Consider the following 20,889-nt stretch of genomic DNA (forward strand, 5'->3'; position numbering starts at 1 on the left):
GGAGGGCCTCGCGTGGTTGCGCACCTCCTGAGGCTCAAGCTCGCGCTCCTGCTCAACGGTTTCCGGCGCAGCGTCTGGCAGCTCGTCGGGTTCGTGTTCGCGGTGCTCTACGGCCTCGGCATCGCCGCGCTCGTCGTCGCCGGCATGGTCGCGGTCGGGACGCAGGACGTCGAGCTGCAGCGGACCGTGACGGTGCTCATCGGCTCCGCGCTCGTCGTGGGCTGGTGGTTCGTCCCGCTCATCGCGTTCGGCGTGGACGCGACGCTCGACCCCGAACGCTTCGCCACGTACCCGATCCCGCGGCGCACGCTCGTGCTGGGCCTGGCCGCCTCGGCGCTCGTCGGCATCCCGGGGGTGCTGAGCGCGATCGCCGCGGTCTCGACGAGCTTCGCCTGGTTCCAGCACCCGCTCGCGCTCCTGGTCGGTGTCGTCGGCGCCGTGCTCGGGCTGGCCGTCGCGGTCGTCGGAGGGCGGGCGCTGGTCGCGCTCGTCGCGCCGCTGGTCGCGCGTCGCCGCGTGCGCGAGCTGTTCGCGGTCCTCGGCCTGCTCGCGATCGTCAGCATCGGCCCGGTGCTCTCCGGGATCACGTCGCTCTCGCTCGACCGGCACACGTTCGACGGCCTCGTCCGCGTGCTCGTGTGGACGCCGTTCGGCGCGGCCTGGGCCGCTCCCGCCGATGCCGCGGCGGGGGAGTGGGGGCTCGTCCTGGTCCGGCTCGCGATCGCCGTCGCCACGCTCCTGCTCGCGTTCTGGCTCTGGTCGGTGGCGCTCGCGCGCACGCTCGTCGAGCCGGCCCGGGCCGCGAGCGGCGGGCGATCGACCGGTCTCGGCGTGTTCGGCCGCATCCCCGCGACGCCGCTCGGCGCGGTCGCCGGTCGGTGCCTCGTCTACTGGTTCCGTGACCCGCGCTACGCGGTCGCGTTCGCGATGGTCCCGTTCATCCCCGTGCTCCTGTGGGTCGTCGGGCGGGGTGGCGGGCTCATGCTCGCGGCCGGTGCCCTGGCGGCGTTCGTCTCCGGCTGGGGCCTGAGCGCTGACGTCTCGTACGACGGCTCGGCCTTCTGGATGCACGTGAGCGCGGGCGTGCGCGGCTGGGTCGACCGGCTGGGCCGCGTGCTCGCGTCGGCCGTCATCTCGGCACCGCTCGTCGTCGCGATCACGGTGGTGACGGCGGTGATCGCGGACCGGACGGACGCGCTGCCCGCCCTGCTCGGGGCGGCCGTCGGCATCATGCTCACGACCTACGGCGGCGCGAGCATCGTGTCCGCGCTGTTCGTGCAGCCCGTGCAACAGCCGGGGGAGAACCCGTTCCAGACCCGGCAGGGCGCGTCGCTCGCGACCGTGCTCTCGCAGATGGTCGGCTGGCTGGCCGTGCTCGTCGCCGCGCTGCCGTCCTCGGTGCTCGCGTGGATCGCGGTCGCACGGCCCTCGGCGACGCTCGGCTGGGTCGCGCTGGTCGTCGGGCTCGTGCTCGGTGCCGGGTGGCTCGTCGTCGGGATCCGGGTGGGCGGTCGCCTGCTCGAGCGTCGGGCGCCCGTGCTCCTGCAGCGCGTCATCGCCTTCGAGTAGCGGCCGGGTCGGGGGCGCCCGGCCGCCCCCGTAGACTCAACGCCCGTGGCACTCACCATCGGCATCGTCGGCCTGCCCAACGTCGGCAAGTCCACCCTCTTCAACGCACTGACCCGCGCGCAGGTGCTCGCCGCGAACTACCCGTTCGCGACGATCGAGCCCAATGTCGGCGTCGTGCCGCTGCCCGACCCGCGCCTGGACAAGCTCGCCGAGGTGTTCGGCTCGGAGCGCACCGTCCCCGCGGTGGTCTCGTTCGTGGACATCGCGGGCATCGTCAAGGGTGCGTCCGAGGGTGAGGGCCTGGGCAACAAGTTCCTCGCCAACATCCGCGAGGCCGACGCGATCTGCCAGGTCACGCGCGCGTTCGCCGACCCCGACGTGGTCCACGTGTCCGGCCAGGTGAACCCGAAGGACGACATCGAGATCATCTCGACCGAGCTGATCCTCGCGGACCTGCAGACGCTCGAGAACGCGATCCCGCGGCTCGAGAAGGAGGTCCGGGGCAAGAAGACCGACGCCGAGGTCCTGTCCGCCGCGCAGCGCGCGCTCGAGGTGCTGCAGACCGGCAAGACGCTGTTCGCAGCCGGCCTGGGTGACGACGAGCACGTCCGCGCGCTGCAGCTCATGACGTCCAAGCCGTTCATCTACGTCTTCAACACCGACGACGCAGGCCTGGCCGACACCGCGATGCAGGACGAGCTGCGCGCGCTCGTCGCGCCCGCCGACGCGATCTTCCTCGACGCCAAGTTCGAGTCCGAGCTCGTCGAGCTCGAGCCCGACGAGGCCCGCGAGATGCTCGAGGCCAACGGCCAGGACGAGGCGGGCCTGGACCAGCTCGCGCGCGTCGGCTTCCACACCCTGGGCCTGCAGACGTATCTCACCGCCGGCCCCAAGGAGGCTCGCGCCTGGACGATCCGCCAGGGCTGGACCGCACCGCAGGCCGCGGGCGTCATCCACACGGACTTCCAGAAGGGCTTCATCAAGGCCGAGGTCGTCTCGTTCGACGACCTGGTCGAGACCGGCTCGGTCGCCGCCGCGCGTGCCGCCGGCAAGGCCCGCATCGAGGGCAAGGACTACGTCATGCACGACGGAGACGTGGTGGAATTTCGTTTCGCCGTATAACCTCTGGCGTCGATTGAGTGGTCTGACCTGCCGATGCGATGACCAAAATAGGTCAGCAGTCACTGTATAGTTCAGTGCATGCTGACCATTGCTTCACGCCTCGACGTCATGCACCGGCTCGGCCGAGCCATGGCGGACCCGACGCGATCCCGGATCCTGATGACCCTGCTCGACGGCCCGAGCTATCCGGCGGTGCTGTCGCGCGAGCTGGAGCTGACCCGGTCGAACGTGTCGAACCACCTGACCTGTCTGCGCGACTGTGGCATCGTGGCCGCCGAGCCCGAGGGACGGCAGACGCGCTACGAGATCGCCGACCCGCACCTCGCTGCGGCGCTCACGGCGCTCGTGGATGTGACGCTGGCCGTCGACGAGCACGCGCCATGCGTTGATGACCAGTGCCCGGTGCCGGGCTGCTGCGGGACGGGGGCAGGCGCATGAGCGCGGCGTGCGGTTGCGACGAGCCCGAGACCACGGTCGGCGAAGCAGTTGAGGAGGTGCAGGAGCGACCCTGGTGGCGGGACCGCGGGATCATGGTCCCGGTCCTCTCCGGCGTCGCTTTCCTGACCGGTCTCGTCCTGGAGTGGTCCGGGCTCGAGATCCTGGCGCTGGTGCTGTTCTGGCTCGGTCTGCTGCTGGGAGCGTCGACGTTCACCCCGGGCGCGATCCGCAAACTGTTCAAGCGCAAGCTCGGCATCAGCCTGCTGATGACGATCAGCGCCATTGGCGCGGTGATCCTCGGCTACGTCGAGGAGGCCGCGGCCCTGGCTTTCCTGTACTCGATCGCTGAGGCGCTGGAGGACAAGGCGATGGACCGCGCCCGCGGCGGGCTCCGGGCGCTGCTCAAGCTCGTCCCTGAGACAGCGACCATCCGCCGCGACGGTGCGTCGGTCGAGGTCGCCGCGAAAGACCTCCAGGTGGGCCAGCTGATGCTGGTGCGGCCGGGCGAACGGATCGCGACCGACGGCGTCGTGGTCACTGGTCGTTCGAGTTTGGATACGTCTGCGATCACTGGAGAGTCGATCCCGGTCGAGGTCGAGCTGGGAGATGCAGTCTCGGCCGGTGCAATCAACTCCGCCGGCGCGCTGGAAGTCGAGACGACCGCGGCGGGCACCGACAACTCGCTGACCACGATCGTGGAGCTCGTTGAGCAGGCGCAGGCCGAGAAGGGAGACCGCGCCCGCCTCGCCGACCGCATCGCCCGACCCCTCGTCCCTGGTGTGCTCGTCCTCGCCGTCCTGGTGGCGCTGATCGGTTCGCTGTTCGGCGACCCCGAGCTGTGGGTCACTCGCGCCCTGGTCGTCCTCGTGGCGGCGTCGCCGTGCGCGCTGGCGATCTCCGTGCCGCTGACCGTGGTCGCCGCGATCGGCTCGGCGAGCAAGTTCGGCGTGATCATCAAGTCCGGTGCCGCGTTCGAGCGCTTCGGCGTGATCCGCCACGTCGCCGTCGACAAGACCGGCACCCTCACCCGAAACGAGCCCGTCGTCACCGCCGTTCTCACCGCCGACGGGACCACCGAGGCGCAGGCGCTGGCGTGGGCGGCCGCGCTGGAGCAACACAGCACCCACCCGCTCGCGGCCGCGATCACCGCCGCCGCGCCGGGGGCCTCAGTAGCCGAGGACGTGACCGAGCAGGCCGGGCACGGCATCGAGGGCAAGCTCGACGGCGCGCGGATCACGGTCGGCAGCCCCCGCTGGCTGGACGCCGGGACGCTCGGCGACCGGGTCGCAGGGCTGGAGGAGCAGGGCATGACGGTCGTCATCGTGCACCGCGACGGCGAGCCGGTCGCTGCGATCGGCGTCCGCGACGAGCTGCGCCTGGAGGTCCCGGAGGTCGTCCGCACGCTCGCCGCGCAGTGCATCGGGGTCACGATGCTCACCGGCGACAACGCCCGCACCGCCCGCGCTCTCGCGGCGAAGGCCGGGATCGAGGACGTGCGCGCCGAGCTGCGCCCCGAGGACAAGGCCGCTGCGATCGCTGAGCTCGGCCAGCATGGTTCGGTGGCGATGATCGGCGACGGCATCAACGACGCCCCCGCCCTCGCCGCCGCGGACATCGGGATCGCGATGGGCGCGACCGGGTCGGATGCCACGATCGAGTCGGCCGATGTCGCGTTCACCGGGCACGACCTGCGGCTGCTGCCGCGCGCGTTCGACCATGCCCGGCGCGGACGGCACATCATCAACCAGAACATCATCCTGTCGCTGCTGATCATCATCGCCCTGCTCCCGCTCGCCCTCTTCGGCGTCCTGGGACTCGCTGCCGTGGTGCTCGTGCACGAGATCGCGGAGGTCATCGTGATCCTCAATGGCTTGCGCGCGGCCCGGACCCGGAAGGAGCAGATCGTATGAAGGTCGAACTGCTGCACATCGTCGACTGCCCGAACACGGCCATCGCCGAAGCAAACGCGCGCGCCGCGCTGGATGCCGCCGAGCTCGCGGAAGTGCCCATCGAGCTGGTAACGATCCACACCGAGACCGAAGCGGCGAACACCCGATTCGGAGGCTCGCCCACGATCCTCGTCGACGGCGTCGACCTGTTTCCGACGCAACCGGTTCGCTCGCTCGCGTGCCGGGTCTACGCGACTGAGCGCGGGTACGCCGGTGCACCGACTCCGTCTCAGATCGAGGAGGCGTTGCACGAGACCTATCGTTGACGTCGAACGCAAGCTGTCGGTCCCGGACGCGGGGCCGAGCGCTTCACTGCACACCTCAAGAGGGTGGTATGTACCGGAAATCGGTGGAGTGGAGATTCGCGCTGTAGGGATTGGTCGCCGCGCGGAGCATCGTAGTGAGCGCGGGTTAGTCGGCTGACGCGCCTCGGGCAAGCAATAGCCGGAAGTGCTTCAGAAACTGCTTCTTGTAGTGGCAGGATCGAGCCATGGATGTCCTCGCGCTGGTGATCTCGGCCCTGTCGCTGCTGATCGCCGGCGTCGGCACTTACCAAGCGAACAAGCGCGCGAACGAGGCACTCGCCGAGTCGCGCAAGGCGGCCGAGGACGCACGCTGGTTCGCGGTGCAGGAAGCCGTGCAGCGCCTAATCGGGTTCGATCCGACGGCCGAGCCGGTGGGGGAGCGGCTCGCCAACCTGCGCATCACGTCGATCGCGCTCGTCGACCAGCTCGACGGCTGGGATGGTATCGACTCGTGGCTGGAGGCCGAGCGCACGCTGGGCGCGACCATCGGCCGCCAGGTGATGGAGGCCGCCAAGCCCGGCGACACCGTTGAGCGGCGGGTGGCGAACCTCGACCCGCTGATGAGTTGGGCGCACGCGCTGAGCAGCAACCTGCGCCATTTGCGATCAGTCGGCCACGACGCGGCTGCACTTGCCAAGCTCCAGGTCAACGCGGAAGAGTTGGTTAGGGAAATTCATGCGCGTCACGGCTGGGATTTGCCGCCGCGGACCAACCTCCGGATCCAGCCGTTGGACTAGATGTGGTGTAACGACTCGGCCTTACGGGTTGCTCGGCACTGTGAACGACGTCGCCGTGTACTTGGGCTTAACTTCGCCGGCAGGGCCGGTTTCTTCCGTGACTGACACATCGACTGAAACTGACATGCCGGTGCGCAGCGTTGCAGTGTTCGCCGCAGGGATCTTCTTCGCGTCGATCTTGACGATCTCGCCGTCCTCGATCTCCAGCTGCCAAGCGCTGATCTCGCTGACAGTCCGCAAGATGCCGCGGATGGTGGTCGGCTCGAGCTCGAGTTCCCGAGAAGCGATGAGCTCTCCAATGTGAGCGAGTTCAGCCGTGGAGAGGCGCGTGCGCAGGCGCGCCTGGCGAGGCTGGGACCAAGTGAGATCAGGCTCGAACCCTGATTTCACCAGACCTGTCGAGAAGTCGCGCAACGTCGTGGCGACGCGCGGTCCGTACTCGCGGATGCGCGCCAAGAAGTCACTGGTGTCGGCATCTGGGCCGAGACGACGTCCGTCCTCGAGCAGTCCCAGTGCTCGCTTCATGGCGGTGTCGATCAACTGGGGCTCTGCATTGTCGTCTCCGAACAGCCCGACTTGGCCATCGGGTGAGATCTCGTCCGCTGGCGAAGTCGTCGGCACGATCTGCAGGATGAGGCTTCCCGGCAGTGGTGAACCATTGAGGTTCAGTCGGGTCTTCGAGACGACGTCGGCGGGCGGTTGCCCACGCAACGACTTGTGCCCCTTCACCGCGAGGCCTGTCGCAAGCACCAGGCGCTGAAAATTGCGAAGCGTGTCAGCAATCCCGTCGATCGCTCCCGAGTGGATCGTGATTCCTGGCCCAGTCAGGCGCAGAGACCCTGAAGAAGCGTCGCGCCGCAGCAAGCCGTGCTCAGCGCGCAGAGTCTCGATGCTCATGCGCGCAAGATCATCTGCGTCCTGCCACTCAGCTTCGCCTTGGACGTTGGCCTTGAACTGCTTCCAGTCAAACGCCATGGAAACCGTCCAGAGTCACTTCGAAGTAGCCGCGCTGCGGTAGGGCATCCGGCCGTTGCGGAGGATCTTCCTTCGCGCCGTTGCGCTTGCGCATCCAGAAGTCATCCCAGTAGCCACGATTCAACGCATATGACTGGTGCTCGACTGAGTGGGCGCGGTCCGCCTCGGGGAACACGTGCCATAGGCAGTATCGAGTATCAACGCGCAGGCCCGTCGCTGGTCGGACCTGGTTCATCCCGAACATCTGCAGGATGTACCGATCCTTGGGGTCGGTCACCTGGTCAACGAGCACGTCTTCGCCCCAGTAGACGAGGTCGATGTCGTCAGGATCGATCTTGTCGGTAAGGAAGCTGCCACCCACCCATACGCACACCACGGGGACGACAGAGCGGATGCCGTCGGTAGCGGACTCGAAGTGCTGCCAGATCTCGGCGCGGGTCGCCGACTTCGCGAACCGGGGATCGTCAACGTAGTGGGATTTGATCTCTTCCAACGACGCGCCGAATCGGCCCAGCGGAAGCAGGCCCGTCTGCTCGTCAAGTGCAGGCAGCACCAAGTCACCTCCCTGTGGGTCGCAGTCACCTGTCATTATGTCCTATCAGGGGCTGCCGACAGAGGCGGACGCGAGATCGGGTCGCGTGCCCCCGCTGCCCCACCTTCTGCGTCTCCGGAAGGGGCGAGGTGGGGGCCGAGGCGATGCCAGCCAGACACGGAACCACAGGTTGGTATGTGCCGGAATGCGGTGGAGTTCCGCTTCAACGTGTAGCTGTGCGTGCGTGCTCCCGTGCAGCCCGGCCCGGGTGACGGCGCCGCCGCTCCTGAGGCTCTGGGGTGGCCGACGGGCCGCGTGGGGTGGACCCTGAGGTGTCGAAAACGGGCCAACCCGACAACGCCGTCGGCCGGGCCCGGTCTGGGGGACCTCGTCGTGATGAAGCGCGCAGCCGTCGTCAGCACCTTCGCCCTCGTCGCAGCATCAGTACCGGTGGTGGTCCTCGCGACCCCGTCGGCAGCCGCGACGGTCACCGTGACCACGACGACCGACGTCGTCGACGGCGGCGACGGACTCGTCTCGTTGCGTGAGGCCGTCCACACGGCCAACGCCGCCGCTGACGCCACGGTCATCGACCTCGCCGCGGCCGGCACGTACTCGCTCACGCTGTGCGGCGACGACGAGGACGCGAACGTGGCCGGCGACCTCGACTACACCGGCGCGCAGGCGCTGAGGGTGAACGGCGGCGGCTCGACGATCGCGCAGACCTGTCCCGACGAACGGGTGCTCGACACGCTCGACAGCACCACGCAGGTCGCGCTCGGCGACCTCACGATCACCGGCGGTGACACCTTCGACGGCGCCGCGGTGCGGTTCAACAGCGACCTCGAGCTGACGGGCGTGACCGTGTCCGGCAACGACGCGGCGACCGGTCCGGTGCTGAACAGCGGCGAGGAGGGCCACGGGTCGAGCATCGCGGTCGTCGACTCGGTGATCGGGCCGAACACCGGCACCGGCATCCGGGTCTCGTTCGGGGGGATCTCGCTGCACGGGTCGACCATCACGCAGCACACCGGCCGGGCGATCGGCGCGATCGACGGCGCGGTCGGCATCGAGGACTCGACGATCAGCGACAACGGCCAGGGCGGTGTCTTCACGACGGGCCAGGGCGCGGGCGAGCTGACGTTCATCAGGTCGTCCGCCGTCGACAACGGCGGGCCGGGCGTCTCCTGCTCGGCGTGCGGGGACCTCGTGGTGACCGAGTCGACGATCACCGGGAACGTCCCGGCCGGCTCGACGACCGGCGGCGGCATCGTGTGGGCGGTCGACCAGGACGAGCCGACCGACGAGCGGACTGCGACGATCACCGACTCGACCGTCGCCGGGAACACGCGCGTCGGCCCGGGCGGCGGGCTGGTCGTGTCGATCGTCGAGCTGACCGACGACGCGCCGCAGGCGCAGGTCGTCGTCGTCCGGTCGACGTTCAGCGGGAACTCGGCGACCGGCGCGGACGGCCGTGGTGGTGGCATCTACGCGGTGACCGGCGAGGTCCACGTCGACGACTCCACGTTCTCGGGCAACTCCGCGGAGGTGACCGGCGGCGCTGTCTACACGAGCACGGGCGACGCGGTCCTGCGGCACGCAACGGTGGTCGGCAACAGCGCGCCGACCGGGGCGAACATCGGCACGGCGGCGGGCCTCGCGAGCTTCGGCTCGGTCGTCGGGGCGGCCGCGGGAGGCGGCGCCGACTGCGCGATCGCCGGCGCGACGACCTCGGCGGGGTACAACGTCGTCGGCGACGCGTCGTGCGCGTTCGTCGGAGGTCCCGGCGACCAGTCGAACGTCGGAGACGTGCAGCTCGGGACGCTGGCCGACAACGGCGGACCGACCCAGACCCTGCTGCCGCTCGGCACGAGCCCCGTCGCCGGCGCCGTCCCGGCCGCCGCGTGCACGGTCTTCGCGGTCGACCAGCGCGGCGTGACCCGGCCGACCGGCACCGACTGCGAGGCGGGTGCGGTCGAGATCGAGGAGCCCGCCGCCGAGGTGGTCTGCACCCGGACGGGGACCCCGTGGAGCGACCTGCTGATCGGCGGGCACGGCGACGACGTGCTGTGCGGTCTGGGCGGCGCCGACATCCTCATCGGCGGCAAGGGCGAGGACCGCCTGATCGGCGGCGACGGCGCGGACCTGCTGCTCGCAGGCCCCGGGGACGACGTGCTCGAGGGCGGAGCGGGCAAGGACCTGCTGGTCGGCGGCCCGGGAGCGGACACCATGGACGGCGGCCCGGGCAAGGACCTCTGCGTGGCGGGCGACGGCGGCACCCCCGCCCCCTGCTGAGCACGCCCGGGCTGACGTCCGGCGGGTGGCGGGCTGGCGTCGACGGGCGTGATGCTGCACGTGCCGGGCGCCTCGGGGAGAGGTCAGCTCGCGTAGATGCGGGCTCGGTGGGCCGCGAACCGGCGTCGGCCGACGAGGTGCCACAGCAGCCGGGCGGGGGCCGGGAGGTTGGCCTTGAGCCAGCCGGCTCGCTCGTCGGCGGGGACGACCTCGAGGATCCAGCCGAGCTGCAGCAGGAGGCGGTCGCGCGGGACGGACTTCATCCCGTGCTCGTGCAGCGCCGACCACTCGCGCTGCGTCATGACCGTGGACGCGGTCGGCAGGATCGCGGACTCCTCGTCGCCGAGGTGCGTCAGCAGCGTGTTGCGGATGGTGTCGAGGACGTCGGCGACGTGCTCGCGCTCGGGCACGGACGCGGTCCGCTCCCACGTGGGCAGCGCCTCGTGCAGCTCGCGCAGCTCCTCAGCCGTGACGGCGTGCTGAGCGCGCATGCGGCCGACGTGCAGCGCGCACGCGGGGGCGCGCTTCTCGAGCTCGTCCCACAGGAGGTGGTCCTCGCCCGTGTGGTGGTGGTGGAGTGCGCCCGCGACCTCACGTGCGTGGGCGGCGACGACAGCGGTGCGCCGCAGGTCGCCGTCGGCGACGCCGCGCACCAGGTCGGGCAGGTCCGTGAACGCGCGGCGGAACAGCGCGTGGATCGTGAGCATGTCGGAGGTGTCGCAGCCGGGCTGGTCGGCGCGCGGCCTCGTCGGTGTGGTGGTCGTCGTCATCGCGGTCCTTACGTCACTAGTGAACGAATAACGGTGGTGACGACTATGGTGGGTCTCGTGCCCGCCGTCAACGCCCTCGACCCCTGGATCACCCAGGGTGCTGAACCGGGCGTCGCACCCGACGCGCTCGAGCGACTGCGGGCGTTGCTCAACACCGACAACCGCTTCCACGGGGTCGACACGCTCGCCGAGGCCCCCGCTCCGCTGCGCGCGCTGCGCGACGCCCTGCGTGCGTTCGTGGTCGACGGCGACCCGGCGGCGCTCGACGACGAGGCCTCGCGACGGCGGCTCGTGCTCCGGGTCGGCCCCGACGGCCCCCGGCTGACGCCCGCCGACGAGGACGACGACCTGGCCCGCCTGCTCGTCGTCGTGCTGGACGAGCACCGCGAGGGGCGGCTGCAGCGCCTCAAGGCGTGCGCCAACCCCGACTGCCAGTGGGTCTACTACGACGCGTCCCGCAACCGGTCCGGCCGCTGGTGCTCGATGGGGGAGTGCGGCGACGTGATGAAGGCCCGCGCGTACCGCGCCCGCGCGCGCACCTGAGCCCCGCACGGACCTCAGCCCCCGCGCGGCACGCGCCCTTCGCCGCGTCGATCCTGGCGAGGACGGCGGGGCGCGGTGCACGGGACGGGCCGTCGCGCCCGGCGCTCGAGCGTGGACCCGACCGCTCGCCCTGCGCGTGTCGGACCCCCGCGTCAGCATGGGGCGATGGGAACTCTGACGGGACAGCAGATCGCCGACGCAGGTCTGACGGGCTGGGTGCACCTGCCCGGCGGGCTCCACACCCGTATCGCGACCGGGAGCTTCGCCGCCGGGCTCGCGCTCGTCAACCGGATCGGTGCCGCGGCCGAGGAGCAGGGGCACCACCCGGACGTCGACCTGCGGTACCCGCACGTCGACGTGCGGCTCACGAGCCATGACGCCGGCGGCGTGACCGAGCGCGACGTGCGGCTCGCGCGCGACATCAGCGCGTTCGCCGCCGAGGCCGGGCACGCGCTGCAGGGCACGTCGCGCGCTGTCGTCGAGCTCGCGCTCGACAGCCCGGACCACCACGAGGTGATCGACTTCTACGCCGCGACGCTCGGCTACGGGGCCCAGGACGACGAGGTGCGCGACCCCGCCGAGGCGCTCCCGCCCGTCTGGTTCCAGCAGTCCGGGAGCGAGGAGCCCCGGCAACGCTGGCACCTCGACGTGTGGGTGGACCCGAGCCAGGTGCAGCCGCGCATCGACGCGGCCGTGGCCGCCGGTGGACGCCTGGTCGACGACGGCGCCGCACCGAGCTTCTGGGTCCTGGCGGACGCGCAGGGGAACCGCATCTGCCTGTGCACCTGGCAGGACCGCGCGTAGGCCCGCGGGCCGCATCGGCATCCGGGCGTCGGGGCCCGGAGGAGCGTGGGCCGGCTCAGCCCGCGAGCCGCCGGGTGAGCTCGTCGTCGTTCGCGACGAACCACACGTGCCGTCCCCGGTTGGACTCGGTGACGTACGCGCGCAGCGACTCGCTCGCGGCCACCTGCTCGCTGACGTCGCCTACGACGACGAGGTGCAGGTGGTAGTTGACGAGCTTCTGCGCGATCTCTCCCGCCACGCCCGAGCGGAGCTGGAAGAACGCGGGGTCGAGACGCTCGATCGGGACCGCGACGACGCTCGCGTCGTAGCCCCAGGCATCCCCGATGAGGTCGGTCGCCTGCGCCACGCCGAGAGACGGACCGGATCCGGGCAGCACCAGGACGCGGTGGTCGCCGATGACCTCAACCTGCATGGCGGCAACCGTAGCCGCTGTCGGGTCCGTGGGACCCGCATCGACCCAGGTCGTTGTCAGGCCGTGACCCGGCAGGCGTCGAGACGTGACCTGCGCCGTTCAGCCCGCGACGACGAAGCGCGCGGTGAGCTGGGACTCCCGCACCGACGACGGCCCGACCCGGAGCTCGAACTCGCCGGGCTCCACGACGCGCCGCGCGTCCGCGTCGACGATCGAGCACGCCGCGACCGGCAGCTCCAGGTCCACGACGACCGTCTGGCCGGGCTCGACGACGACCTGCCGGTACGCCTTGAGCTCGGACTCGGCCCACATCGTGGTGGTCACGAGGTCGCTCACGTAGACCTGCACGGTCTCGAGGGCGGGGCGCGAGCCGGTGTTGCGCAGCGTCACGCGCGCCTGCACGTCGTCGGACACACCGAGGCGAGGGGTGAGCACCTCGAGGTCGCCGTACTCGACGGTCGTGTAGCTCAGGCCCTCGCCGAACGCGAACGCCGGGCGCTGCGTGAGGTCGGCGTAGCGCGTGCCGTGCTGGCCACGGAGCTGGTTGTAGAACGTCGGCTGCTGGCCCACGTGCCGCGCGAACGTGATCGGCAGGCGGCCGGACGGCTCGACGAGGCCGAGCAGGATCTCGGCGATCGCCTGCCCGCCCCGCATCCCGGGGTTCGCGGCCCACACGATCGCGTCCGCCTGCAGCGCGGACTCGGGCAGCACGTGCGGCTTGGACGCCACGACGACGACGACCATCGGCGTGCCGGTCGCGGCGAGCGCGTCGAGCAGGGCGACCTGGCCGCCGATCAGCTCGAGCGTCGCGGTCGAGCGGCCCTCACCGACGAGCTCGATGCGGTCGCCCACCACGGCGACGACGTAGTCGGACTCGCGCGCGGCGGCCACGGCCTCGGCGATGAGCGCCTCGTCGGGCTCGCACGGCACGACGACCTGCGGGCGGGGCTGACCGTCGGGGAAGAACTCGCCCTCGGGGTCGGGCGCGAGCGTGAGGATGTCCGCGCCGCGCGCGTGGGTGACGTCCCAGCCCTCCGGGGCGCGCGTGCGCAGCCCGTCGAGAACGGTCTCGATCATGTGGCGCGGATGGCCGTCCGGCAGCCAGTCGACCTGGCCCGAGCGACCGGCCCAGTCGCCGAGCTGCGCGTCGGTGTCGTCGGCGTTGGGGCCGACGACGAGCACGCGCCGGCGCTCGGCGCCCGCGGGCGCGACCGCACGCTCGTCGGGACCGGCCGTGCACCCGCCGGCGAGCGGCAGGACGCCCTCGTTGCGCAGCAGGACGACCGATCGACGCGTGAGCTCGAGGTTGACCTCCTCGTGCGGTGCGACGCCCATGACCTCGGCGATGCGTGCGGAGTCGGGCCGACGAGGCTCCTCGAACAGCCCCAGCTCGAACTTCAGGGTCAGGATGCGCGCGACCGCCGCGTCGATCGCGGCCTCGTCGAGCAGGCCGTCCGCGACCGCCTGCTGCGCGCCCGCGAAGAACTGCGGGGTCGTCATGACGACGTCGTTGCCGGCCTTGACGGCGGCGGCGGCCGCGTGCGCGTAGTCGGGCTGGATCTGCTGCTCCCAGACCATGCGACCGACGTTGTCCCAGTCGGTCACGAGCGTGCCGGTGTAGCCCCACTCGCCGCGCAGGACGTCGGTCAGCAGCCAGTCGTTGACGGTGATCGGCGTGCCGTCCATCGACTGGTAGCCGAGCATGAACGTCGCGCAGCCCTCGCGCGCGACGCGCTCGAACGGCGGCAGGAACCACGCGCGCAGCTTGCGCCGGGAGATGTCGGCCTCGGTGGCGTCGCGCCCGCCCTGCGTCTCGGAGTAGCCCGCGAAGTGCTTGGCGGTCGCGAGGATCGCGGTGGGGTCGGTCAGGCCGTCACCCTGGTAGCCGCGGACCATCGCGGACGCGAGCTCGCCGATGAGGAACGGGTCCTCGCCGAACGTCTCGGACACGCGACCCCAGCGCAGGTCGCGCGCGATGCAGAGCACGGGCGAGAACGTCCAGTGGATGCCGGTGGCGGCGACCTCGACCGCGGTGATCCGCGCGGCCCGCTCGACGAGCTCGGGGTCCCAGGACGCGGCCATGCCGAGCTGGGTGGGGAAGATGGTCGCGCCCTCGTAGAAGGAGTGGCCGTGGATGCAGTCCTCGGCGACGAGCAGCGGGATCCGCAGGCGTGTCCGGGCCGTGACCTCGTGCGCCTCGCGCACGAGCGCGGGAGAGGTGTGCAGGATCGAGCCGACGTGGACGTCCTCGATGAGCTGACGCACGCCGTCGCGCGAGTCGAGCTGCATCATCTGGCCGACCTTCTCCGGCAGCGTCATGCGGCCGACGAGGTCGGCGACGCGCGTGGCGACGGGCAGCGTCGGGTCGACGTACGCGGGCCCGGCCGTCTGCTCGACGGGCACTGCTGCGGTCTCGTGGGGTGCAGTCACGACGGAGTCCTTACGACGACGATCACGGCGACGGTGGCGTGGGCGGGCGTCCGGTCCGGAGCACGTGCAGGCGGCTTCGCAGCGCGTGCGGGAGCGGTTCCACACCCGGGGCGAGCCTAGCCCAGAATCACTTACCGCACGGTAGGTGTCTGGTCGTGCGGAGCGGCAGCCGCGTGGTCGGCGTCCGGACGCGGCGCAGGGTGGTGACGCCGTCGGCGCCGTGCCGGTGGCACCTTCAGCCGCCGGGCTGGTCGTCGGTCTCGTCGGTCTCGTCGCTCCCGTCGGCGCTGTCGGCCGTGCCGGGCCCCGCGGGCGCCGCGGTGCCGTCGGAGACGGGGTCGAGGACGAAGAGGTAGAGCTCTCGGCCGGCGCGCTGCGCGTAGGCCTCGTACCCCGGCCAGATCGCGCGCATGCGCGGCAGCAGACGGTCGACCTCGTCCGGCCCGGCGACCCGCGCGACGACGGGCGTCGTCGCGCCCCGCACGGTGACCTGCGCGTGCGGGTCCGCGAGCAGGTTGAGCGCCCACGCGGGGTGGTGCGCCTGGCCCCAGTTGGACGCGAGCACCACCCACGAGCCCCCGTCGACGGCGTGCAGCAGGACGACCTCGCGGGGCTCGCCCGAGCGGCGACCGGTCGTGGTGAGGACGAGCTGCGGCAGGTGGGCGCGGCCCAGCACCGTCCATCGGCCGTCGGTCGCGCGCTGCAGGCGCCGGTCGAGCCGGGACGTCGCGCGGCCGAGGGCCGCGAACCAGCGAGTGCGCGCGGCGCGGCGCGCGAGGTCGGTCGGGTTCACGCGACGCATTGTGCCGGTGCGCCCCGACTCCGCGCTCACCGTGCGAGAGGTCGTCGTGCGCCGCACGGCGAGTCCCCGGCTCCCGCGCGCGCGAGCCCGCCTCCTGCGCGCGGGAGAACTGGCCGTTCACCGCGCGCGGGAGCCTGTCGGAGACGAGGATGACCGCGACAGGTGCGGGCGGCGTGGCAGGCATGTATCGGGCGTGTAGCGGGCGTGTTACGGGCCCTTAACACATCTCGCGGGCCGCGGCCGCCGATTTGACGCGGTCTGGACAGGGTTCCCGCTGGAGGAAGGGCATATTTCTGGACGAACTTCCGTCGCGGTCTCACATGGTGAGACTTACTGGTCAGTATCAATCGGGTAACGATCGGCCCCTGCGAGCCGACGGACCCACTTTGCCCGATTTGGCTTGACTAACGTTGCACGCAACCTTGGTGGGTCCGCCGCCCGGTCGCGCCCGGTGCTCGTCATCCGGAGTGCTCGGCGGGACCCGCCACCTTCATTCAGGAGGATCAATTGAGGATCACCCGTAAGGCCGCACTGGCTGCGGTCGCCGCCGTGAGCGCCCTGTCGCTCGCCGCGTGCTCGAGCGACGGCACCGCCGACGACGACGCGACCAAGGACGACAACGCCGGGATCAGCCAGGACAGCTCGGTCAACATCGCGTGGAACCAGCCGTTCTACTCGGCCAACGGCACGAGCATGACCGGCAACGCGACGGCGAACAACGTCATCCTGTACATGCTCAACGCAGGCTTCAACTACTACGACGAGGACCTGAACCTGGTCCAGGACACGTCGTTCGGCTCGTACGAGAAGCTGTCGGACGACCCGCTGCAGATCAAGTACACGTTCGCCGACACCGCGCAGTGGTCCGACGGCACGCCGGCCGGCCCGGCCGACCTCCTCCTCGAGTGGGCCGCCCAGAGCGGCAAGTACACCAACGTCGAGGCCGTGACCGACCCCGAGACGGGTGAGATCACCAACCAGGCCGAGCTGGACGCGGGCGTCTACTTCGACGCCGCGAGCCCGGCCATGGCGCTCGTCACGCAGGTCCCCGAGGTCGACGGCAAGTCGATCACGCTGACCTACGACAAGCCGTTCGCCGACTGGGAGACGGCCATCTCGATGAACCTGCCGGCCCACGTGGTCGGTCAGCGCGCCCTCGCGATCGAGGACGGCGTCGAGGCCCAGGACGCCGTCATCAAGGCGATCCAGGACAACGACAGCGCGTCGCTGTCGAAGATCGCGAAGGTCTGGAGCACCGACTTCAACTTCGCGCAGATGCCGGCCGACGCCGACAAGAACCTCCTCGTGACCTCCGGTGCGTACACCATCACGGAGTTCGTGAAGGACCAGTTCATCACCCTGACGGCGAACCCCGACTACAAGGGTGACCACAAGGCCGCGATCAACAAGGTCACGGTCCGCTACAACGGCGACCCGATGGGTCAGGTCCAGGCGCTGCAGAACGGTGAGGTCGACCTCATCAACCCGCAGGCCACGGCCGACCTCCTGACGGCGGTCCAGAAGCTCGACGGTGTCGAGGTCGCGACCGGCGCCGAGGGCACCTACGAGCACGTCGACCTGCAGTTCGCCAACGGCGGCCCGTTCGACCCGGCCACCTACGGCGGCGACGCCGACAAGGCGCACAAGGTCCGCGACGCGTTCCTCAAGACGATCCCGCGTCAGGACATCGTCGACAAGCTCATCACGCCGCTCGACCCCACGATGACCACGACGCGTGACTCGTACACGGTGGTCCCCGGCTCGCCGATGTACGACGGCATCGTCGCTGGCAACGGTCAGGCCGAGGCGTACGGCGAGGTCGACATCGACGGCGCCAAGGCGCTGCTCGCCGAGGCCGGCGCCGCCAACCCGACGGTCCGCGTGCTGTTCGACCCGAACAACACGCGCCGCACCAACCAGTTCGAGCTGATCAAGGCGTCCGCCGCCGAGGCCGGCTTCAACGCGGTTCCCTACGAGGTCCAGACCGACTGGGGCACGGACCTGTCGAACGCGACCGACTTCTACGACGCGGCCCTGTTCGGCTGGCAGTCGACCTCGACGGCCGTGACCGAGTCGGACGCGAACTACCGCACCGGCGCCACGAACAACTTCTACGGCTACTCGAACGCGACGGTCGACGCCGAGTTCGACAAGCTCCAGGTCGAGACCGACCCGGCCGAGCAGGAGAAGATCCTGACCGCGGTCGAGGCCGAGCTCGTCAAGGACGCGTTCGGTGTCACGATCTTCCAGTTCCCCGGCGTCACCGCCTGGAACCCCGCGAAGATCGGCAACGTCTCGAAGCTGACGATCGCTCCGACGATCTTCTACGGCTTCTGGAACTGGACGGCCGGAGAGGCTGCCTCGGAGTGACACACGTGACACCCGCCTTCCCGACGAGATGCCGGGAAGGCGGGTGTCGCCGGCCTGTGACTCCTGCTCAGGGCGCTGGGAGCACCATCCCAGCGCCCTGAGCGCGTGCACGACCGGATACAACCGGACCGCGCCAGCGGGGCTACTATCCCCAGGACCGCGGTGCACCGACCAAGAGGTAGCCCACCCGTGCTGAGATTCCTCATCCGCCGGCTTCTAGCCGGCCTAGCCACGCTGTTCGTGGCCCTATTTCTGATGTACCTGTTGGTCGCCGCGGCGATCGACCCCTTGAAGGACCTGCGTGAGAGCACCGCTGTCAACAAGGAACAGCAGATGGCTGCGCGCACCGAGCTGCTCAGTCTCGACACCAGTCCCGTCATCCGCTTCTTCCAGTGGGTCGGGGACGTGCTCCAGGGCGACCTGGGTGTCTCGTGGCGCACCGGCGAGTCGGTGAGCTCACTGATCGGCCACGCGATCATCTCCACGCTGCAGCTCGTGACCGCGGCGACGTTCCTGTCGCTGCTGCTCGGCATCACCGTCGGGATCGTCAGCGCGCTGCGGCAGTACGCGACGTTCGACTACCTGATCATCTTCCTGTCGTTCCTGCTGTACTCGCTGCCCTCGTTCTGGGTCGCGGTGATGCTCAAGCAGTGGGGCGCGATCGGGTTCAACGACTTCCTGCGCGACCCGAACCTGGCGTGGGCGACGATCGCCGTCGTCGGGATCGGCATGGGCGTGCTGTGGATGCTCGCGATCGGTGGCTCGGTGCGCCGTCGCAGCCAGGTGTTCCTGATCGGTGCCGCCGCGACGATCGGCATGCTCGCCTACCTGCAGCTGTCGAACTGGTGGCTCGAGCCCAAGATCGGCCCGATCCTGCTGCTCGTCATCGGCGGTGCCGTGGCGTTCGCGATCGTCGGCGTGTTCGCGGGCCTGCAGAACCGCCGGGCGCTGTGGACGGCGCTGACGGTCGTCGTGATCGGGTTCGTCCTGTACTTCCCGATGCAGACCGTGTTCAAGGGCGACGCGTTCGGCGTCGACGGCGAGGGCGCGTTCTGGATCCTCGTCGGGCTCGCGGTCGTCACCGGCGTCATCGGCTGGGTCGTCGGTCGCCTGTACGGCGGGCCGGACTGGGGCGTGTCGGCGAAGTCCGGCGTCGCGGTCGCGCTCGTGATGGGCGCCCTGATCTTCGTCGACAAGGTCATGCAGGTGTGGCCGCCGTACTCGAAGGCGCTCGGCGGACGGCCGATCCCCACGTTCGGCGACCAGACGCCCGGCCTCGGCGGCAACTACTGGGTGCAGGTGCTTGACGCCTTCACCCACTTGATCCTGCCGACCGCGACACTCGTGCTCATCGCGTTCGCCGCGTACACGCGGTACTCGCGGTCGAGCATGCTCGAGGTGATGAACCAGGACTACATCCGTACCGCGCGCGCCAAGGGCCTGCCGGAGCGGGTCGTCGTCGTGCGGCACGGGTTCCGCAATACGCTGATCCCGCTCGCGACCATCGTGCCGATCGACGTCATCACGCTCATCGGCGGTGCGGTCATCACCGAGGCCGTGTTCGCGCGACCCGGCATGGGTCAGCTGTTCGTGCACGCGCTCGGCGAGGCCGAGCAGGACACAGTGATGGCCTACCTGCTGATCACGGCCTCGCTCGCCATCATCGCCAACATCGTCGCTGACATCATCTACGCGGTGATCGACCCGAGAATCCGGTTGGACGCATGAGCACCTCTCCTGACCCCCAGCTGCCCGCCGACCGCAACGAGCGGACCGAGAACGAGATCGAGCTCAAGGACGTCGTCGGACTGTCCCAGGGCGAGATCGTCCGTCGCCGGTTCTTCCGGCACAAGGGCGCGATGGCCGGCCTCGGCCTGCTCATCGCGGTCGTCCTGCTCGCCTTCACGTCTGTGGGCTTCGGTCCGGTTCCCGGGTGGTGGAAGTACACCGGCTACGAGACCAACCTCGACGTCGTGAACCCCGGTGGCGCGCCCACCTTCACGCTGCCGAGCTGGCTCGGCGGCGAGGGTTTCGCGATCGGTGCGCACCCGTTCGGCCAGGACGAGCTCGGGCGCGACCTGTTCGCGCGCGTCATGCACGGCGTGCAGACCTCGCTCATGGTCATGGTGATCATCGGCCTGGTCGCGTGCGGCATCGGCGTGCTCGTCGGCTCGCTCGCGGGCTTCTTCCGCGGCCGCCTCGACACGCTCCTCATGCGCACGACGGACCTGTTCATCACGGTCCCGACGATCGTGATCGGCGCCGTGATCGGCAAGCTCGCCGGCCAGGTGTCCGGGGTGCTGTTCGCGGTCTCGCTCGGCCTGGTGCTGTGGACCAGCCTCGCGCGCCTGGTGCGTGGCGAGTTCCTCGCGCTGCGTGAGCGGGAGTTCGTCGACGCCGCGCGCGTCGCGGGCGCGAGCAGCCAGCGGATCATCTTCAAGCACATCCTGCCCAACGCGATCGGCACGATCATCGTGAGCACCACGCTGCTCATGAGCTCGGCGATCCTGCTCGAGACCGCGCTGTCCTACCTGGGCTTCGGCATCCAGCCGCCGACGATCTCGCTCGGCCAGCTCATCCAGCAGTACCAGGAGGCGTTCTCGACGCGGCCCTGGCTGTTCTGGTGGCCGGGTCTGTTCATCGTGGTCATCGCGCTGACCGTCAACTTCATCGGCGACGGCCTGCGTGACGCGTTCGACCCGCGCCAGAAGCGGATCCCGTCCGAGCGCAAGATGGCCAAGGCTCTCGCCGCGGCCGAGGCGCGGACCACGACCATGCCGCCGCACATCGACGGCCGCAACGTGGGCATGGGCCCGGGCGCGGCCTGACCGCCATG

Annotated in this window: 18 protein-coding genes; 12 read left to right on the plus strand and 6 right to left on the minus strand. The window is 70.3% G+C overall.

Annotated features, from left to right (window positions below):
- The first annotated feature begins 48 nt into the window (after positions 1-48).
- The 6 genes from CWIS_RS16060 to CWIS_RS16085 all read left to right on the plus strand — a co-directional run bounded on the left by CWIS_RS16060 (position 49) and on the right by CWIS_RS16085 (position 6,120).
- Complete coding sequence (locus tag CWIS_RS16060) at positions 49-1,569, plus strand: hypothetical protein (protein WP_369796599.1); 1,521 nt, start codon at positions 49-51, stop codon at positions 1,567-1,569.
- A gap of 45 nt (positions 1,570-1,614) precedes the next feature.
- Positions 1,615-2,691 (plus strand): redox-regulated ATPase YchF, encoded by a 1,077-nt coding sequence (gene ychF / locus CWIS_RS16065; RefSeq protein ID WP_048344352.1) that lies wholly within the window; start codon positions 1,615-1,617, stop codon positions 2,689-2,691.
- A gap of 78 nt (positions 2,692-2,769) precedes the next feature.
- Positions 2,770-3,129, plus strand: a complete 360-nt coding sequence (locus CWIS_RS16070; protein ID WP_012397799.1) for a helix-turn-helix transcriptional regulator — start codon at positions 2,770-2,772, stop codon at positions 3,127-3,129.
- Positions 3,126-5,039, plus strand: coding sequence for a cation-translocating P-type ATPase (locus tag CWIS_RS16075; RefSeq protein WP_048344385.1), 1,914 nt, complete (start codon positions 3,126-3,128; stop codon positions 5,037-5,039). The genes CWIS_RS16070 and CWIS_RS16075 overlap by 4 nt, the downstream gene beginning before the upstream one ends.
- Positions 5,036-5,344 carry a hypothetical protein gene (locus CWIS_RS16080; protein WP_012397801.1) on the plus strand — a complete coding sequence of 103 codons (309 nt, stop codon included), beginning with the start codon at positions 5,036-5,038 and terminating at the stop codon, positions 5,342-5,344. Before CWIS_RS16075 ends, CWIS_RS16080 begins: the two co-directional genes overlap by 4 nt.
- Before the next feature lie 224 nt (positions 5,345-5,568).
- A complete protein-coding gene (locus CWIS_RS16085; protein ID WP_012397802.1) occupies positions 5,569-6,120 on the plus strand; it encodes a hypothetical protein in 552 nt (183 codons plus the stop codon).
- Between the two features lie 21 nt (positions 6,121-6,141).
- On the opposite strand, the gene CWIS_RS16090 is transcribed toward CWIS_RS16085, so the two are convergent.
- Together CWIS_RS16090 and CWIS_RS16095 are read right to left on the minus strand one after the other, a co-directional pair.
- Entirely contained in the window at positions 6,142-7,095 is a 954-nt protein-coding gene (locus tag CWIS_RS16090; RefSeq protein WP_048344353.1) for a hypothetical protein, read from the minus strand.
- Complete coding sequence (locus CWIS_RS16095) at positions 7,085-7,648, minus strand: hypothetical protein (RefSeq protein ID WP_022925102.1); 564 nt, start codon at positions 7,646-7,648, stop codon at positions 7,085-7,087. Before CWIS_RS16095 ends, CWIS_RS16090 begins: the two co-directional genes overlap by 11 nt.
- A 375-nt stretch (positions 7,649-8,023) precedes the next feature.
- On the opposite strand from CWIS_RS16095, the gene CWIS_RS16100 reads away from it, so the two are divergent.
- Entirely contained in the window at positions 8,024-9,922 is a 1,899-nt protein-coding gene (locus tag CWIS_RS16100) for a right-handed parallel beta-helix repeat-containing protein (protein WP_082156541.1), read from the plus strand.
- Positions 9,923-10,005: 83 nt separating this feature from the next.
- Here the strand turns inward: CWIS_RS16100 and CWIS_RS16105 are convergent, their stop codons facing one another.
- Positions 10,006-10,692, minus strand: coding sequence for a hemerythrin domain-containing protein (locus CWIS_RS16105; RefSeq protein WP_048344355.1), 687 nt, complete (start codon positions 10,690-10,692; stop codon positions 10,006-10,008).
- A 57-nt stretch (positions 10,693-10,749) separates the two neighbouring features.
- Here CWIS_RS16105 and CWIS_RS16110 point away from each other — a divergent pair, with 57 nt between their 5' ends.
- On the plus strand, positions 10,750-11,235 hold the full coding sequence (locus tag CWIS_RS16110) for a CGNR zinc finger domain-containing protein (RefSeq protein ID WP_197080876.1): 486 nt from the start codon (positions 10,750-10,752) through the stop codon (positions 11,233-11,235).
- A gap of 165 nt (positions 11,236-11,400) precedes the next feature.
- Entirely contained in the window at positions 11,401-12,039 is a 639-nt protein-coding gene (locus CWIS_RS16115; RefSeq protein WP_048344357.1) for a 4a-hydroxytetrahydrobiopterin dehydratase, read from the plus strand.
- 55 nt (positions 12,040-12,094) lie between these two features.
- Here the strand turns inward: CWIS_RS16115 and CWIS_RS16120 are convergent, their stop codons facing one another.
- From CWIS_RS16120 to CWIS_RS16130, 3 genes are all read right to left on the minus strand, one after another.
- Positions 12,095-12,451, minus strand: a complete 357-nt coding sequence (locus tag CWIS_RS16120; protein ID WP_048344358.1) for a DUF4180 domain-containing protein — start codon at positions 12,449-12,451, stop codon at positions 12,095-12,097.
- Between the two features lie 99 nt (positions 12,452-12,550).
- A complete protein-coding gene (locus tag CWIS_RS16125; RefSeq protein WP_231583951.1) occupies positions 12,551-14,881 on the minus strand; it encodes a glycoside hydrolase family 3 N-terminal domain-containing protein in 2,331 nt (776 codons plus the stop codon).
- A gap of 235 nt (positions 14,882-15,116) precedes the next feature.
- The gene (locus CWIS_RS16130) at positions 15,117-15,683 is read right to left on the minus strand and encodes a nitroreductase/quinone reductase family protein (RefSeq protein ID WP_048344386.1); all 567 of its coding nucleotides are present in this window, start codon (positions 15,681-15,683) and stop codon (positions 15,117-15,119) included.
- Between the two features lie 507 nt (positions 15,684-16,190).
- Between CWIS_RS16130 and CWIS_RS16135 the strand changes: the two genes are divergently transcribed.
- The 3 genes from CWIS_RS16135 to CWIS_RS16145 all read left to right on the plus strand — a co-directional run bounded on the left by CWIS_RS16135 (position 16,191) and on the right by CWIS_RS16145 (position 20,881).
- Complete coding sequence (locus CWIS_RS16135) at positions 16,191-18,053, plus strand: ABC transporter family substrate-binding protein (protein WP_048344360.1); 1,863 nt, start codon at positions 16,191-16,193, stop codon at positions 18,051-18,053.
- 240 nt (positions 18,054-18,293) lie between these two features.
- Positions 18,294-19,781, plus strand: a complete 1,488-nt coding sequence (locus tag CWIS_RS16140; RefSeq protein ID WP_231583953.1) for an ABC transporter permease — start codon at positions 18,294-18,296, stop codon at positions 19,779-19,781.
- Positions 19,778-20,881, plus strand: coding sequence for an ABC transporter permease (locus CWIS_RS16145; protein ID WP_048344362.1), 1,104 nt, complete (start codon positions 19,778-19,780; stop codon positions 20,879-20,881). The genes CWIS_RS16140 and CWIS_RS16145 overlap by 4 nt, the downstream gene beginning before the upstream one ends.
- Positions 20,882-20,889: the final 8 nt, after the last annotated feature.

Source organism: Cellulomonas sp. A375-1, from assembly GCF_001040865.1.
GTDB classification, from domain to species: domain Bacteria; phylum Actinomycetota; class Actinomycetes; order Actinomycetales; family Cellulomonadaceae; genus Cellulomonas; species Cellulomonas gelida.

Bases quoted from the DNA above. Each gene is read 5' to 3' on its own strand.
- CWIS_RS16070 (WP_012397799.1), top strand. From the start codon at position 2,770: ATGCTGACCATTGCTTCACGCCTCGACGTCATGCACCGGCTCGGCCGA.
- CWIS_RS16075 (WP_048344385.1), top strand. From the start codon at position 3,126: ATGAGCGCGGCGTGCGGTTGCGACGAGCCCGAGACCACGGTCGGCGAA.
- CWIS_RS16080 (WP_012397801.1), top strand. From the start codon at position 5,036: ATGAAGGTCGAACTGCTGCACATCGTCGACTGCCCGAACACGGCCATC.
- CWIS_RS16085 (WP_012397802.1), top strand. From the start codon at position 5,569: ATGGATGTCCTCGCGCTGGTGATCTCGGCCCTGTCGCTGCTGATCGCC.
- CWIS_RS16090 (WP_048344353.1), bottom strand. From the start codon at position 7,095: ATGGCGTTTGACTGGAAGCAGTTCAAGGCCAACGTCCAAGGCGAAGCT.
- CWIS_RS16100 (WP_082156541.1), top strand. From the start codon at position 8,024: ATGAAGCGCGCAGCCGTCGTCAGCACCTTCGCCCTCGTCGCAGCATCA.
- CWIS_RS16105 (WP_048344355.1), bottom strand. From the start codon at position 10,692: ATGACGACGACCACCACACCGACGAGGCCGCGCGCCGACCAGCCCGGC.
- CWIS_RS16115 (WP_048344357.1), top strand. From the start codon at position 11,401: ATGGGAACTCTGACGGGACAGCAGATCGCCGACGCAGGTCTGACGGGC.
- CWIS_RS16120 (WP_048344358.1), bottom strand. From the start codon at position 12,451: ATGCAGGTTGAGGTCATCGGCGACCACCGCGTCCTGGTGCTGCCCGGA.
- CWIS_RS16130 (WP_048344386.1), bottom strand. From the start codon at position 15,683: ATGCGTCGCGTGAACCCGACCGACCTCGCGCGCCGCGCCGCGCGCACT.
- CWIS_RS16145 (WP_048344362.1), top strand. From the start codon at position 19,778: ATGAGCACCTCTCCTGACCCCCAGCTGCCCGCCGACCGCAACGAGCGG.